This window comes from Dysgonomonas mossii (assembly GCF_004569505.1).
Lineage (GTDB): Bacteria > Bacteroidota > Bacteroidia > Bacteroidales > Dysgonomonadaceae > Dysgonomonas.
Map to the genome: position 1 here is coordinate 594,005 of NZ_SPPK01000001.1, position 16,439 is coordinate 610,443.

At 37.4% G+C, this 16,439-nt stretch carries 9 protein-coding genes; 5 read left to right on the forward strand and 4 right to left on the reverse strand.

Features of this window, described 5'->3' with window-relative positions; translation table 11 throughout:
• Nucleotides 1-521: 521 nt before the first annotated feature.
• The 4 genes from E4T88_RS02680 (at nt 522) to E4T88_RS02695 (ending at nt 8,674) form a co-directional block, all read left to right on the forward strand.
• Nucleotides 522-3,593: a SusC/RagA family TonB-linked outer membrane protein gene (locus E4T88_RS02680; protein WP_135103930.1), complete on the forward strand. Its 3,072-nt coding sequence runs from the start codon at nt 522-524 to the stop codon at nt 3,591-3,593.
• A gap of 11 nt (nt 3,594-3,604) precedes the next feature.
• Nucleotides 3,605-5,197, forward strand: coding sequence for a RagB/SusD family nutrient uptake outer membrane protein (locus E4T88_RS02685; protein WP_135103931.1), 1,593 nt, complete (start codon nt 3,605-3,607; stop codon nt 5,195-5,197).
• A 31-nt stretch (nt 5,198-5,228) separates the two neighbouring features.
• Nucleotides 5,229-6,284 (forward strand): SusF/SusE family carbohydrate-binding protein, encoded by a 1,056-nt coding sequence (locus E4T88_RS02690; RefSeq protein WP_135103932.1) that lies wholly within the window; start codon nt 5,229-5,231, stop codon nt 6,282-6,284.
• Nucleotides 6,285-6,457: 173 nt separating this feature from the next.
• Nucleotides 6,458-8,674 (forward strand): glycoside hydrolase family 97 protein, encoded by a 2,217-nt coding sequence (locus E4T88_RS02695; protein ID WP_135103933.1) that lies wholly within the window; start codon nt 6,458-6,460, stop codon nt 8,672-8,674.
• A 104-nt stretch (nt 8,675-8,778) separates the two neighbouring features.
• On the opposite strand, the gene E4T88_RS02700 is transcribed toward E4T88_RS02695, so the two are convergent.
• Nucleotides 8,779-10,062: an L-cysteine desulfidase family protein gene (locus E4T88_RS02700; protein WP_135104458.1), complete on the reverse strand. Its 1,284-nt coding sequence runs from the start codon at nt 10,060-10,062 to the stop codon at nt 8,779-8,781.
• Between the two features lie 477 nt (nt 10,063-10,539).
• Here E4T88_RS02700 and E4T88_RS02705 point away from each other — a divergent pair, with 477 nt between their 5' ends.
• Nucleotides 10,540-11,487: a diacylglycerol/lipid kinase family protein gene (locus tag E4T88_RS02705; protein WP_135103934.1), complete on the forward strand. Its 948-nt coding sequence runs from the start codon at nt 10,540-10,542 to the stop codon at nt 11,485-11,487.
• A gap of 2 nt (nt 11,488-11,489) precedes the next feature.
• Here the strand turns inward: E4T88_RS02705 and E4T88_RS02710 are convergent, their stop codons facing one another.
• From E4T88_RS02710 to E4T88_RS02720, 3 genes are all read right to left on the reverse strand, one after another.
• Nucleotides 11,490-14,048 carry a DUF5686 and carboxypeptidase-like regulatory domain-containing protein gene (locus E4T88_RS02710; protein WP_135103935.1) on the reverse strand — a complete coding sequence of 853 codons (2,559 nt, stop codon included), beginning with the start codon at nt 14,046-14,048 and terminating at the stop codon, nt 11,490-11,492.
• 130 nt (nt 14,049-14,178) lie between these two features.
• Complete coding sequence (gene ettA, locus E4T88_RS02715) at nt 14,179-15,867, reverse strand: energy-dependent translational throttle protein EttA (protein WP_135103936.1); 1,689 nt, start codon at nt 15,865-15,867, stop codon at nt 14,179-14,181.
• Nucleotides 15,868-15,872: 5 nt separating this feature from the next.
• Nucleotides 15,873-16,430 carry a DUF1697 domain-containing protein gene (locus E4T88_RS02720; protein ID WP_135103937.1) on the reverse strand — a complete coding sequence of 186 codons (558 nt, stop codon included), beginning with the start codon at nt 16,428-16,430 and terminating at the stop codon, nt 15,873-15,875.
• Between the last annotated feature and the right edge of the window lie 9 nt (nt 16,431-16,439).

Consider the following 16,439-nt stretch of genomic DNA (forward strand, 5'->3'; position numbering starts at 1 on the left):
GTACAGGGGACGGCAATTTAGAGTCTTCTATAATTGTATATATATATCGTATAGAAATTGTCTTCGTTTCGAAATAAGTTTTGCTAATTGCAAATGTCCAGCATATAATCGCAAATGTACACATTCATTTAATATATTGTGTATAATGGTTATATTAAAGATTATAAAAGGTTGATAAACAAAATATATGTTACAATCCGATTGCAATCGTTTGCATAACAAAAAGCAGCTTTTTATAAAATCTTTTGATACAAAACAAAATAGGTCTTCTCATATTTGTACTATAATCCTAAAATGTCATGAAAATACAAGTGTTTCTAATGTTAAATCTAAACCAAGATTTATTTAAAAATATACAAAATATAACATTTGTCTCTTCTGTCCTCTATTCAAAATTCAGGGTTGATCAGAATTTTATTGAATACGAATAGTATGTTATGCACGATAGAATATATAAACCGATTATATAGAAATAAGTAATAAACTAATCAATATTAATGTTAATCTTAATATTATTTCGCATGAAAAGAAAGATTAAGAACAGATGTTTAAATGTATTCCTACTATTTATGTTAGGAATATTTGTGTCAACATCAAATATTTTTGCGCAAGGCGGAAATATCACAGTTAAGGGTAATGTGAAGGACAATAACGGCGAACCTATCATTAGTGGTAGTGTTGTTGTTAAGGGTACAACCATAGGTACTGTAACTGATGTTGATGGTAATTATGCAATCAATGTACCTTCTAACGGTACGTTAGTGTTCACTTACGTAGGATTCAAATCACAAGAAGTTTCTGTAGCCGGAAAATCTACAATTAATGTCACATTGGAGGAAGATACCGAAATGTTGAAAGAAGTTGTAGTAATCGGATATGGTAGTGTGAAGAAAGAAGACCTTAGTGGGTCAATCGTTGCAATCAAGGCAGAAGAGATAAACAAAGGAGCAATAACATCACCGCAGCAAATGCTACAAGGTAAGGTTTCCGGTTTGTTTGTGCAGCCGGGGAATGGTGCTCCGGGTTCGGGTTCTACAATTCGTATTCGTAGTGGTGCATCTTTAAGTGCAAGTAATGATCCTTTGATCGTTATTGATGGTATTCCTACATCGAATGATGCTGCTCCGGGAACTCCAAATGCTTTAGCTACAATCAATCCGAATGATATTGAATCATTCACAGTGTTGAAAGATGCTTCTGCTACAGCGATATTTGGTTCAAGGGCGTCAAACGGTGTAATTATTATTACAACAAAAAAAGGAAGCCAATCTAAAGGAGTGAAAATCTCTTATAGTAGCACATATAGTTTTAATGACCCTTATAAGAAAATTAAAACGATGAATGCTCAAGAATTCCGTGATGTAATTTCTACTTATTATCCTAAAGGAACAGATGCAGGAGATAATGCTCAAGAACTGTTGAATAAATATCCAGATCAATCGACAAACTGGCAAGATGAAATCTTCCGTACAGCCTTTAGTACAGACCATAACTTGGGATTTAGCGGAAAAGCAGGAATATTGCCATACCGGGTGTCAGTGGGTTATACAAATGAAGATGGGACATTGCAAACTTCAAATTATGAGCGTTTTACAGGAAGTATTAGCTTGAGTCCGAAGTTTCTTAATGATCATTTGAGTGTAAATATTAATGTTAAAGGAACAATAAATAATAATAGATATGCAGATTCCGGAGCAGTAGGTGCTGCAGCTTTTTATGATCCGACAAAACCAATTTATGATGAAAATGGATATCATGGCTATTGGAATCACATGCAAGGAACTGAACCGAACAAGTTAGCTCCTGTCAATCCATTGGCATTGTTATACGATGTCGACAACTCTGGAAAAACTAAACGCAGTTTAGGAAATATTCAGCTTGATTATAAATTCCACTTCTTACCTGAACTACGTGCTAATTTAAATCTGGGTTATGATATTGCTACTTCTACAGGTAATAACGGACCTTCAGCAGGGTCATACCAAGCAGCGAAAGATTCGGATCTGCCGAATATAGGAAGATATACATCTTGGGATAATTTGCGCCGAAATCAATTGTTAGACTTTTATCTGAACTATAATAAGTATTTTGAGTCGATAAAGAGTAATGTTGATATAATGGGTGGTTATTCTTATCAACATTTTTATAAATCAGATTTTGATAAAACGTTCTCTAATTCAACAAAATCTATTGGAACTATAAATGGATTTGAATACAATGAATCTACTAGTCAATATGTTTGGACAGCTAGTCGAAAAATCCCTTCTGAAAACTATTTGATATCATTCTTCGGTAGGTTGAACTATAACTTCATGGATCGCTATTTATTGACAGCAACTTTGCGTGATGATGGTTCTTCTCGTTTCAGTAAAGATAATCGTTGGGGTTTATTCCCATCTGCAGCATTTGCTTGGACAATTTCTAAGGAACCATTTATGCACGGTAAAATTGATGCATTATCTAATTTGAAATTGCGTGTAGGATATGGAGTTACAGGTCAACAAGATATAGGTAAGGATTATGCTTATATTCCATCTTATATTTTTGGAACGAATCCGAATGGAACATATTTAGGGTCGGGTCTACTAAAACCTGATGGATATAATCCAAATCTAAAATGGGAGCAAACTGCTACGACAAACTTTGGTATTGATTTTGGATTTTTGAATAATCGTATTAATGGTAGCATCGAATATTATCAAAAGAAGACAAAAGATTTGCTTAATACAATAGATTCTCCTGCAGGAACTAACTTCTCTAATGTAATTGTGGCTAACGTTGGTACAATGAAAAATAATGGAGTTGAGTTTAATATCAATGCTGTAGCTATAGAAACTAACGATTTTTCATGGGATCTAGGTTATAATATTACGTGGAATAAGAGTGAGATTACTAAGTTGACTGCATCTTACAACCCTGATTATCCGGGTATACAAATCGGAGACCCTGGTTATGGAACAGGACTTCGCACACAAAAACATCAAACAGGATATGCTCCTAATACTTTCTGGTTATATCAGCAGGTTTATGGGGAAGATGGAAAGCCTCTTCAAAATGTATTTGTAGATCGTAATAAAGATGGACAAATTACAGAGGCCGATCGTTACCTGACAGGAAAGAGCCCTATGCCAAAAGTATTTATGGGATTTAGCTCAACATTCAGATATAAAGATTTTGATTTAGGGTTTAATTTACGTGCTAATTTAGGTAATTATGTATATAATGCTTTTGCTGCACAAAATTCAACGCCATTGACTTTCAACAATCAAGGATTCCTTTCTAATATTTATACAGGAGTGTATGAAACCGGATTTACTCATAAGAATGGAACAGAGCAGCAGCTATCTGATTACTTCCTAGAGAATGCATCGTTCCTAAAATTGGATAATCTGACATTTGGCTATAGTTTCAAAAATATATTGTTTAATAAACTATCCGGACGTGTGAGTTTTTCTGTTCAGAATGTATTTACTATCACCAATTATAGTGGAATTGATCCTGAAAGCTCTAATAATAAAGATTATCTTGGTATTGATAGGAATATATGGCCACGTCCAAGAACCTATACATTTGGTTTAAATCTTAACTTTTAATTGACATGAAAATGAAAGCAAAATATTTATTGACATTATTTAGCGGATTAGCGTTGACTTTAAGCTCTTGTTTGGGAGACTTAGATGTACAGCCGTTGGATGAGAATGTAGTGACTGGCGAAATAGCTTATTCTGATGCTGCCAGTTATACCAAAGGATTAATGAAAATATATTCAGTATGGGCTATTAGTGGACAAGATGGTGAGGGAAGTTCCGATATTGAAAATCTCGATCCGGGGAATGCTCAGTTGTTGCGTTCATGGTGGAACCTGCAAGAAGTGTCTACCGATGAGTGTAAAGTAGCATGGGCAAACGACTCATGGGTTCCAGAAATCAATAACATGACTTGGTCTAATTCTAAAAATGAATCTATAGAAGGCGTTTACCAAAGATGTATGTTTATTGTAGCATTGGCTAACGAATATCTGAAACAGGTAGGAAATGCCCCAACGGATGCAAATCCTACTCAATTGCGTGCAGAAGCTCGTTTTTGTAGAGCGTTGGCTTACTATGTGTTGATGGATCAATATGCTAGACCTCCTTTTATCACAGAGAGTAATTATTCAGTATCTCCGTCTCCACTAAGCAGAGAAGAGCTCTTTGGCTGGATAGTAAAAGAATTAACAGAGATAGAAAAAGATCTTCCGGCTGCACGTCAGGGTATATATGGGCGTGCTGATCAAGGTGCTGTAAATGCTTTACTTGCACGTGCCTACCTGAATGCAGAAGTATATACAGGAAAAGCGATGTATACAGAATGTATAACAGCATGTAATAAAGTTATTGCCGGCGGATATGCATTGACTGCAGATTATTCAAACATATTTAAAGCAGATAATAACGTGGTTGCTAAAAATGAAATAATCTTCCCTATTTGTTTTGATGGGGCAGCAACTAAAACTTGGGGAGGTATGACATTCCTTATTTGTTCTTCTCGTGGTGGTGCTGAATATGTATTAGCTACTGACGGGGTTAGTTCAGGATGGGATGGAACTCGTTCAACACAAAACTTAGTGAATAAGTTTGCATTCTCAAGTAATAATAAAACTGCAGCAAATATTATAGATAAGCGAGGCATATTCTACTCTGAAGGCCGTTCTGTGGAAATAAAAACTACACCTCTAGGAACATTTACCAGTGAGGGTTGGGCTGTATACAAATTTAAGAATGTAAAATCGAATGGAAGTTTGGCTTCTGATACTCAATTTCCTGATACAGATTTTCCTATGTTGCGCTTAGGAGATGTATATCTGATGTATGCTGAAGCGGTTCTTCGTGGAGGAGCAGGAGGTGATAAAAATACTGCTCTGGGATATGTAAACGAGCTTCGCAAACGTGGATATGGAGACGACTCAGGTGCTATTACATCTACTGAACTTACAACAGACTTTATATTGGATGAGCGTTCTCGTGAATTGTATTGGGAAGGAACTCGCCGTACAGACCTCATTCGCTATGGATTATATACATCTGGATCTTATCGCTGGCCATTCAAGGGAGGAGTATTGGAAGGTGTAGGAGTAGATAATACTCGTAACATTTTCCCTATTCCGGTAACAGATCTTTCTGTAAATGGAAATCTGACTCAAAATCCAGGATATTAAGTAATAATTGTCTTATAAATATAAAATAGATATGAAACTATTAAAATATATACCTGTTGTTTTTCTTTCTCTAATAACTTTTGCTTCGTGCGATAGTGATTTGGATAAAGTAACATATCATGAAGAAGATGCAAAAATAGGGGCTTTAAATCCAATTGCATCATCTTATGTCCTTGATGACAAAAAGGCTGATGAGGTAGTCGATACGTTTAAATGGACGAAAGCTTCATTTGGTTATGACGCTGCTATTATCTATAAATTGGAAGTTGATGTGGCTGGTAAAGATTTTGCAAATAAGAAAACTATTTCTTCTCTTATAGGAAAGACTCAAGCTGCTATAACTCATAAAGAATTGAATAATGTGTTATTAAGCCTTGATTCTATATATAATATTCCCCCAAGAACAGAAGCTACTTATGATATACGTATATCTGCAACTATTGGTGATGTTATAACTCCTTTGTATACAAATGTAGTAACTTCTAAAATTACTACCTATTTATCATATCCTAAGAATGTATATATGATAGGAGCTGATTTTGGCGGATGGAACTGGAGTGATGCTGGTATTGTAGATATGACTCCTGTTTGGGGACTTGACGGTACTTTCTGGGCGATACGATATTTTAAAGCAGCAAATGGCTTCAAATGGAATACCTCTAAAGCGTGGGATGGTTCAGACTTTTATGAATTGGATTCTAAGGAAGGATATACAACGAATGGAGGCAATGCATTTGTTCCTGCCGATGGCTTTTATATTGTTTATATGGATATGCCTAATAAAAAGATTACAATAAAAGCGGCAGAAGTCTATGGAATGGGAGACTGTTTTGGTGGATGGAGTACTGCTACATATCCATTTACCGCATCTGGCAACAAAATGTCAATAACAACTACAGGTGCAGGTGAATTAAGAATGTATGCTGGTTATCCTGCAGTTGGAGGTGATTGGTGGAAAATGGAATTTATTATTCTTAACGGAAAAATAGAATATAGAGGTAAAGGTGGTGACCAAGATAGAGTTTCTGTTGCTGCAGGCAAAAAAGTTACTCTTGATTTCAATGCCGGTACAGGAACAATTGAATAAATTAGATTGATAGAAATACTGATTAGAAGAGGTGGCTGATTTGGTCACCTCTTCTTTTTGTTATAATCTGCAAACGTTTGCAGATTATTTTGTTTGGTTTACGAGAAAAGGATTCTATCATTGAACTCTAAATGTAGTTTCTTTGTATATAGGAAAATATTTTTTTAAGAATCATGAAAAAAATCATCAGTATTTCTATTTTTATTGGCTTTTATTTAATCTTTGGAACAGTGAAAGCGCAAGAACTCAAATCACCAAATGGAAATCTTACATTAAAGTTTTATTTGCAAGGTAATGGTGTGCCAACTTATACTTTAACGTATAAGGGAAAAGATGTAATTAAGCCTAGTAAGCTGGGTTTGGAGTTGAAAGACAATAGTGACTCTCATACCGATTTCAATGACTTTTCTATAAAAGGAAATACAGACTCACAAAAAGAAGACAAGGTTTCTTTACTCGACGGATTTCAGCTTACAGATAGCAAGACCTCATCTTTTGATGAAACATGGCAGCCTGTATGGGGTGAAGTAAAAGAAATACGCAATCATTATAATGAATTAGCTGTGACGCTAAATCAGAAATCAACAGACAGGCATATCCTTATCCGTTTTCGCCTCTTTGATGATGGCTTAGGTTTTCGCTATGAATTTCCCGAGCAAAAGAATCTTATATACTTTGTTATAAAAGAAGAGCGAACTCAGTTTGCTATGGCCGGCGATCATAAAGCATTCTGGATTCCGGGCGATTATGATACACAAGAATATGATTATACAACATCGAAGTTATCAGAGATAAGAGGGTTGATGAGTAAGGCTATTACTCCTAACTCATCTCAGACGCCGTTTTCTCCAACAGGGGTACAAACTGCATTGATGATGAAAACAAATGATGGGTTGTATATCAATCTGCATGAGGCTGCTTTGATAAACTATGCATGTATGCATCTAAATTTGGATGATAAGAACATGGTATTCGAATCTTGGTTGACACCTGATGCACAAGGCAACAAGGGATATTTGCAAGCTCCATGTAACACGCCGTGGCGTACTGTAATAGTGAGTGATGATGCACGTGATGTATTGGCATCTCATATTACACTGAACTTGAATGATCCGTGTAAGATTGAAGATACATCGTGGATCAAACCTGTAAAATATGTAGGTGTATGGTGGGAGATGATTACCGGTAAAAGCACATGGGCTTATACCGATGATGTGTACAGCGTACAGTTAGGAGTTACAGACTATTCTAAGACAAAGCCCAATGGTAAGCATGGTGCAAATACCGCTCATGTGAAAGAATATATAGATTTTGCAGCAGAACATGGGTTTGATGCTGTATTGGTTGAAGGCTGGAATGTAGGCTGGGAAGATTGGTTTGGAAAGTCTAAAGATTATGTATTTGACTTTGTTACTCCATATCCAGACTTTGATGTAAAAGGATTGCATGATTATGCGAAGAGCAAGGGTGTTAAAATGATGATGCATCACGAAACATCGGCCTCGGTTCGTAATTATGAACGCCATATGGATCAGGCATATAAGTTTATGGTGGATAATGGTTATAACTCTGTAAAAAGCGGATATGTAGGAGATATCATTCCTCGTGGAGAATATCATTACGGACAATGGATGGTAAATCATTATCAATATGCACTGGAAAAAGCAGCCGATTATAAAATAATGTTGAATGCTCATGAAGCGGTTCGTCCTACAGGGTTATGTCGTACATATCCAAACCTAATAGGTAATGAGTCAGCTCGTGGTACAGAATATCAGGCATTTGGAGGTAGCAAACCGAATCATGTGACTATACTACCTTTCACCCGTTTGATTGGTGGCCCGATGGATTATACTCCGGGTATTTTCCAGATGGATGTGAGTAAAATTAATCCTGATAATCATTCGCATGTGAATAGCACGTTAGCAAATCAATTGGCATTGTATGTGACTATGTATAGTCCGTTGCAAATGGCTGCCGACTTGATAGAAAATTATAAACAACACCTTGATGCTTTCCAGTTTATAAAAGATGTAGCTATCGATTGGGACGAAAGTAAGATACTTGAAGCAGAGCCGGGAGAATATATCACAATAGCACGTAAGGCAAAAGGTTCAAATAATTGGTTTATAGGAAGTGTATGTGATGAAAACGGACGTACATCAAATATTACATTTGATTATCTCGATCCGGCAAAAACATATATTGCTACAATATATAGCGATGCCAAAGATGCTCATTATAAGACCAATCCGCAGGCATATACAATTCGAAAAGTAGTGATTTCTAATAAGTCCAAACTGTCTCAATTCTGTGCTCCGGCCGGAGGGTATGCGATAAGCATTGTTGAAGCAGGGAAGAACGATATAAAAGGTTTAAAGAAACTGTAAAAGGCAAGATACAGTTAGTTATAGGGTTTGGTTATCTAGGTTTGGGCCGCTCCATTTGGGGCGGCTCTTTTATTGCATTTATTCCAATTAATGACTCATGAGTGTTATTTGCTGGTCATTATTTTCAATACCAATTTATCTGTTTCTTGCATGCCTACGGCACCTATACTTGTCAGGTTCTCTATGGTTTTGTCCACGTCGTCATCAACAATACCCTCTAGCGAAGAAACTACTTTCTGCTCCATTGCCATAATTGCCGAAAGCACGGCTGTAGACACTCCGCTGGATATTTTCAAGGCACAGCTAGGCTTTGCTCCGTCACAGATCATTCCTGTTATATTACCAACCATGTTTTTTACGGCAAATGTTATTTGGTTGTAATCTCCTCCCATTAGATAGGTTATGCCACAACTAGCGCCCGTCGCAGCTGCAACACAGCCACATAGAGCCGATAAACGTCCTAGTTTCTGCTTTATATATACTACTGTAAGGTGGCTGAGAATTAACGCCCTTATCAGACTCTCTTCCGAGCAATTTGTATCTTCTGCATACGTCAGAACTGGCAGCGTTGCCGTAATTCCTTGATTCCCACTGCCCGAATTGCTCATTACCGGTATCATAGCACCATCCATACGTGCATCACATGCAGCGGCGGTATACGACATCATATGAGTGAGCATTGAATCTCCGAATATTTGCTTGCCCAATGCTCCTGTCATTGTTTTAGCGACATTGTGACCATAACTTCCTTGAGCCGACAGTTTCGAAGCAGTGCGGTTTAGTTCTGCCGCCTGAAGAATAAAGCGAATGTCGTCTATCGGAGTAGTAGTTGCAAACTCATATACTTTTGAAAAGGATAATTTTATCTCCTCTTTACTCTCTTCGCAATGGTTGCTATCACATTCGTTTATAATTACTTCGCCATTTTTAGATATATGAGAAAAGTGTGTATGTGTTCCTTTTATTATGGCTACAGCTTCTTTTTCGTTCTTAAGGCAGTGCACCTCAATATATAGATTGTCATCTATATCTTCTTTAAGCCCTATTTCTATCCGTTTTTCCTCAATATATTTTTTCCCTGTATCTACATCTTCCGGCTTCAAGTCTTTCAGCACCTGTAATCCATATTCACTTTTACCTATCAAAGCACCTAGTGCAATCGCTATGGGCAGTCCTACCATCTTTGTCCCCGGAATACCAACACCCATTGCATTTTTCAATATGTTGGCGCTCAGATATACTTTTATCTTCTCCGGCACGGTTTCCAATACCTCAGTGGCTTTGGCTACACATAATGAAACCGCTATAGGCTCTGTACATCCGATAGCCGGAACAACTTCTTTTTTGATTAAACTGATGATTAGACTACGTTCACATTCGTTTAGCATGCTCATTTAGCTGATTTAGGTTTTATTGAGACAAAGATACAGGTTCTTCTTTCTATTTATTGTTAAAGGCTTCATAAAAAAGGAAAAGCAAAGAAATAATTGACAATAAGTCAAACAATAGATCATGTTTTAGTTTATCAAAAATGTAACTAAAGTTATTTTTTGCAATCATCATATAAACAATTGTTTATACTCAAAAGGTGACAACCAACGGTCACAGGAGCAAAGCGTATGTAACAGTGACAGTTTTTGATGTTATTTTATTGTGTCACTTTTCATTTTGCATACCAAATACTATAGTAATCGATGAAAGCCTTTCTTCATATATAAGATAAATTTAGAATATAACTTTATAGGTAGAACGATAATAGGATAGCACCAATAGCCTTTTTACGTGTCATATAATTCAATACTCATTTATTTTGACCGTGATAGTTAAAAGAGTATTTTTGTACGGCAAAACAGATTCATTTCATTATGGTTCAGAAGAAAAAAATATATGTAATAATCAACCCTAAATCGGGTACTTCAGCTAAGCAAAATATTCCGCATAAGATTGCTGAAGCATTTGACGCCCATAAGTTTGATGTGCATATTTTTGTTACCGGTTATCCCGGTCATGGATCAGAAATAGCCACTCAGGCAATAAAAGATAAGGCAGACTATGTGGTTGCTGTGGGGGGCGATGGTACCGTAAATGAAGTAGGAGGGGCTCTTGTAGGCTCAGATGTAGCTCTTGGTATTATACCAATGGGTTCGGGAAATGGTTTAGGACGCGACCTGAACATCCCAACCGATCCGAAGAAAGCAATGGAGATCATATTGGAAGAAAATATAATATCCATCGATTACGGAACAGTGAATGACCGCATATTCCTTTGTACTTGCGGAGTAGGGTTCGATGCTGAAGTGGCAGCTAAGGTCTCGGGCAGGAAAAATAGAGGCTCTTTGATGTATCTCAGAAATATGCTTGAAATCTTTTTTCAACAAAAGCCTCAAGAGTATATAGTTACATGCCCCGAAGGTACAATAAAAGATAAAGCCTTCGTTGTTACTTGTGCTAATGCTTCGCAGTACGGATACAATGCTCATATTGCACCTCATGCCGATATACAGGACGGGTTGATGAATGTGGCGATATTGAAACCCCTTTCGATATTGGATGTGCCTCAAACTTCGGTACAATTGTTTACAAAAAAAATAGATGAGAATAGTAAGATGGTTGAGCTTTTGACCAATGAAGTTACTATTATCAGAGAGCAAGCCGGGGTGATGCACATTGACGGTGATCCGGTAGAGATGGGGAAAGAAATACATGTGAAAATAATTCCATTCGGATTGAAAGTCCTCGTTCCTAAAAAACCACAAAAGAAACACCCTCTTGATCCTCAAGAACTACTGTTGAGAGTTTTAGGCTCTATCTAACTTTAGAAGGTTAGCTCGAATGATATTCTGATTCCGTCTTTATCTACATTCGGATGGTAGAGATAGTTTACCCTTCTAACATAATCTACTCGGAAGAATTTAAAGACATTCTCAATACCAATGTTATATTCCATATAAGGGGTATTTGTGGTTGCAAAGGTCTCTTGTGGAAATAACAATAAATTGTGATTAAACCGAGGGTTGTTGCGCTTACTCAAATCTCCATAGAACCCCCTAAACCCAAATACTTCTCGCCATTTCAACCATTTAAGCACAGGTATTCTATTAAATAACCAGCCTCCCAAATGGTAATATATTTCCCATGATACCTGAGCATCGTGCACAAACTCCAACGGCTCTATCAAATAATAGTTACCTCGCTGAACTGTATATGAATTGTTAGCACTTGGTGTAATCAAGAATGGAAAAGGAGCTTCGCCCCACAGCTTTTCAGCCTGTGCCGATAAGGTCAGCTTTCCGTAAGGAGCTACCCACATTTGTTTGAAGAATGATAATGAAGTTCTGTTGTAATTGTATTGTCCCCCAAAAAGATTATTTACGGCCATCACATGCGATAAGGTATAGATGGTTCGTGGTGAAGTTAACGAACTTCTCTTTCGACGCATCTGGTAGAATTTTTCATTCGGTGCATAGCGTAAGGTAAGCATTGTTTCGGTGGTACGTATTCTATTTACATTGTACTTGTTCCCTTCTTCGTCCATCTTCTCGAAAAGAAGCTTTCCGGCTGCTTCTTCATCGAAAGTATGCCCGGTGAGCGTGAATGAGAATCCACCGTAAAATTCCTTATCGTACGATATTTCAGTCTGGCGATTGTATGTCATCTTCACATTATTCGATCTGCGAAACGACATAAATATGTTATCTTTTTCGGCTTGTGTCTGTCGTTGCCCAAGCGTGTTTACATCATATTTATAAGCTACAGTAAGGTTGTTTCTTGGGTATTCGTCTTTGGTATATTTTACATCGTTAAATGCCCATGTTGCTTCGCCATAATATTTAAACTTTTCGTCTTTAGTACCATAAGCCGCATATCCGTATAAGAAGAGGTGTTTATGCAGATTCTTCGTTGTATTGAGGGTCAACCTAAAACGATTCCCTTCAACAGGGTTGAAACTATACATTGTAGGGAGTCTTCCAATTTCCAGTTTTGTGTCCTCCTTGTTTCTGGTAGTAGGAAAATAGCCTGTTGATAGAACACTCCCGGCATTCAGCAAAACTTTAAAGAGAGCTACTTTGTTTACATCTTCCATCATCTGATCCATCCGGTAATCTTTCTTGAAATCCGGAGGGCGGTTGTTAGTCCAATATTTTTTATCTCTTTTCAGGTAGTCTTTTTCAAATGCTTCGGGAGCAGCCAAAGCAAAAACGGGATCCATCGGATTGTCTATTGCAAATCTCTCGTATGACTTTACTTTATCTACATAGAATTTTACCATGTTTATCATCGACAGGTCTATGGCCATGCGCTCTTTGTCCGGAATCCATTTGTTGTCTGCTGTTTTTTTGAAATCGAGTTGTATGATCAGTTCATCTACAAAATTAATATTCATCTTTTGGGGAGTTCTCAATATTGCTCTTTTTACAGCATACATACTATCCAGAGAAATAAATAAGTTCCCTGTAAAGCCAATATCCCGTGAATTGAACGGGGCAAAGTCGAGCTTCACATATCGGTTATGATCTATATTAACTGTGTCGGATATATACCAGCGATAGAAATTTACAGAGCTGTGATCACTTAGCGGGCTGACAAACTGCTGGAATAGTAAAGTGATTGAGTTGTCTGTAATATTAATATCCTTAAAAACTTCTTTGATAATGGCATCGAGAGCTTCGGTCTCGAAAGTCTGGTCAAGACCTTCTATATGATAGCCTTTTACAATACGTTTGTTGCCTTTCGGATCTTTACGATAGAACACATCTGTTAGCTTTTCTCTTACTGATACCGGCAAGATCGGTTTTTTGTCTATTAAAGATGTGTCTATATAATTAGGGAGGAATTTGTAACGCTTAAATTGCGATTGTTCAGGCTTGAACTCATTCAGAGCTATAAATGTACGCTCGTACTCTTCATACTGATAGTACTTTAATGCCGAAATACTGTTGATATCTTTGTGGGCTATTACTTTCTTGATCAGTTCTACAGCCGGATTATTCTTTTTAGAATATTTTTCTTTTTGTGGCCGTACTATTACTTCATTCAGTTGTTTGTCTTCGGGTTCTAATAGTATCTCTCTTGTGGTGGTTACACCGGGATGTATAGTGAATGATTGGCTTTTGTATCCCAACAGTGACGCCGAAACTGCCGTTCTATTTCCCCTATAGCTTAGTCTATATTCACCATCTTCGTCCGAAAATGTTACCGCAGATGTATTGTCGATCGTAACACTAACGAAAGGTAACTTTTCTTTTGTGACAGCATCTCTTACAACACCACGTACCACTGTGAGGGATTGGGCGTATGTTATGCCACAAAAACAACAGAATAAAAAGAGAAAAACTGTCTTCCTAAGTATTATATATTGTGGAGTTTTACTCATTCTTTTATTGGGGAATCACATTTGTTTTTTGTATTTAAAAAATCAAGAGTAAATATCGATATTTACTCTTGATTATCAATACTAATTAGACTATGTAATTTCTGTAACGTTGCATAAACGTTATCTTTTTTTAATTCATAAGCTTACGATAGCGTATACGTCTTGGTTCAACGTTGCCTAATCGTGCTTTTTTGTTCTCTTCGTATTCGCTATAGCTGCCTTCGAAGAAGAAAACTTCCGAGTTTCCTTCAAATGCCAGTATATGAGTACAAATACGGTCGAGGAACCAACGGTCGTGGGAAATAACCACTGCACAACCTGCAAAGTTTTCGAGCCCCTCTTCAAGTGCACGTAAAGTATTTACGTCAATATCGTTGGTCGGCTCATCCAGTAGCAACACATTCGCTTCCGATTTCAGTGTGAGTGCTAAATGTAAGCGGTTGCGCTCACCACCCGACAATACACCTGTCAGCTTTTCTTGGTCGCCTCCCGAAAAATTGAAACGAGAAAGATAGGCACGTGCATTGATTTCTTTGCCTCCTACACGAACAAATTCACTCCCTCCGGATATTACCTGATATACACTTTTGTTAGGATCTATATCAGCATGCGATTGATCTACATATCCTATTTTTACGGTTTCGCCCACTTCGAATGTACCTTTATCTGCTTGTTCGAGTCCTTGTATCAGTCTGAAAAGTGTGGTTTTTCCTGCACCATTCGGGCCTATGATACCCACAATGCCTGATGGTGGAAGCATAAACTCGAGATTGTCGAATAATAGTTTATCTCCAAATGCTTTGCCTACACCGTGTGCTTCGATCACTTTGTTTCCTAAACGAGGCCCATTCGGAATAAATATTTCCAGTTTTTCTTCACGTTCTTTCTGGTCGGCGTTCAAGAGTTTCTCGTAATCGTTTAAACGAGCTTTACCTTTTGCCTGACGAGCTTTAGGAGCCATTCTCACCCATTCCAACTCACGTTCGAGGGTTTTGCGGCGTTTGCTTGCTTGTTTTTCCTCTTGTTCCATACGTTTGGTCTTTTGTTCGAGCCATGAGGTATAATTTCCTTTCCAAGGAATACCTTCACCGCGGTCGAGCTCAAGAATCCATCCGGCTACATGGTCTAGGAAGTAGCGGTCGTGGGTAATACAAATTACAGTACCCTTGTATTGTTGGAGATGTTGTTCCAGCCAGTCAATTGATTCTGCATCAAGGTGGTTGGTTGGCTCATCCAGCAATAATACGTCCGGTTCTTGTAATAGCAAACGGCACAATGCTACACGGCGGGCTTCTCCTCCCGACAGGTTGGCTGCCAATTGGTCTTCAGGTGGACAACGAAGAGCATCCATTGCACGCTCTAATTTATTATCTATATTCCAAGCGTCACTTGCATCTATCTTGTCTTGCAATTCTGCCTGACGTGCAAAGAGGGCATCCATTTTGTCCGGGTCTTCATAATATTCAGGCAGACCGAATTTCTCGTTTATGCCTTCATATTCCTTTAGTACATCCATTATCGGTTGTACACCTTCTTGCACAAGTTCTTTAACGGTTTTAGCAGGGTCAAGTTTTGGATCTTGTTCCAAGTACCCAACCGAGTATCCTTTATCTGATACAATTTCTCCCTGATACTCTTTGTCTATACCGGCTATGATCTTTAGTAATGTTGACTTACCCGAACCGTTGAGCCCGATGATGCCAATCTTAGCCCCATAGAAAAAAGAAAGGTAGATATTTTTTAATACTTGTTTTTGTGGCGGGTACGTTTTACCTACGCCAATCATTGAAAAGATGATTTTTTTATCGTCTACTGACATGTCTGTTATATAAAATTATTTGTACCTAATTCTACTAATTTATTTATTGTTTTTATATTTCGAGAAGTGCAATATTCATCTGCTTTCTGCAAAGCATTGGCTAGTTTAGAATTTCTGATCGTTTTATCAAATAAAACATATACATCCCGATTGATTATTTCAAGCTTGTCATTTTCTTGTTTTCGTGCTGATATACGTTCTTTGCTACTTTCAGATAAAGCTTCTCTATACAGAAACAAATAGAACACTTCACCTTCTGTATTCTGCTCTATCTCTTGAATATCATTCTCCGAAAATGGGATACAATTCAAAAGTTGCTTTAATTCTGTTAGAGTTCTTAATATAACCGCAATATTTAGTCCGAATGTTTTAAAAATAGAAGCCTCTATTTTCTTTACTAATGCTTCCTCTGTATCATCTGATGTGAAAAGAATATTGCCGCTTTGGATATATGTTATAGCATCCGATATTCCCATGTTGGCAAACATGAGTTTCAGGTCGGACATCTTTATGATATTTTTCCCTCCAACATTAATTCCCTTGAGGAACGCAATATATACCACCTTGGAATA

Coding starts and splice junctions, on each gene's coding strand:
- E4T88_RS02680 (WP_135103930.1), top strand. CDS start 522: ATGAAAAGAAAGATTAAGAACAGATGTTTAAATGTATTCCTACTATTT.
- E4T88_RS02685 (WP_135103931.1), top strand. CDS start 3,605: ATGAAAGCAAAATATTTATTGACATTATTTAGCGGATTAGCGTTGACT.
- E4T88_RS02690 (WP_135103932.1), top strand. CDS start 5,229: ATGAAACTATTAAAATATATACCTGTTGTTTTTCTTTCTCTAATAACT.
- E4T88_RS02695 (WP_135103933.1), top strand. CDS start 6,458: ATGAAAAAAATCATCAGTATTTCTATTTTTATTGGCTTTTATTTAATC.
- E4T88_RS02700 (WP_135104458.1), bottom strand. CDS start 10,062: ATGCTAAACGAATGTGAACGTAGTCTAATCATCAGTTTAATCAAAAAA.
- E4T88_RS02705 (WP_135103934.1), top strand. CDS start 10,540: ATGGTTCAGAAGAAAAAAATATATGTAATAATCAACCCTAAATCGGGT.
- E4T88_RS02710 (WP_135103935.1), bottom strand. CDS start 14,048: ATGAGTAAAACTCCACAATATATAATACTTAGGAAGACAGTTTTTCTC.
- ettA (WP_135103936.1), bottom strand. CDS start 15,867: ATGTCAGTAGACGATAAAAAAATCATCTTTTCAATGATTGGCGTAGGT.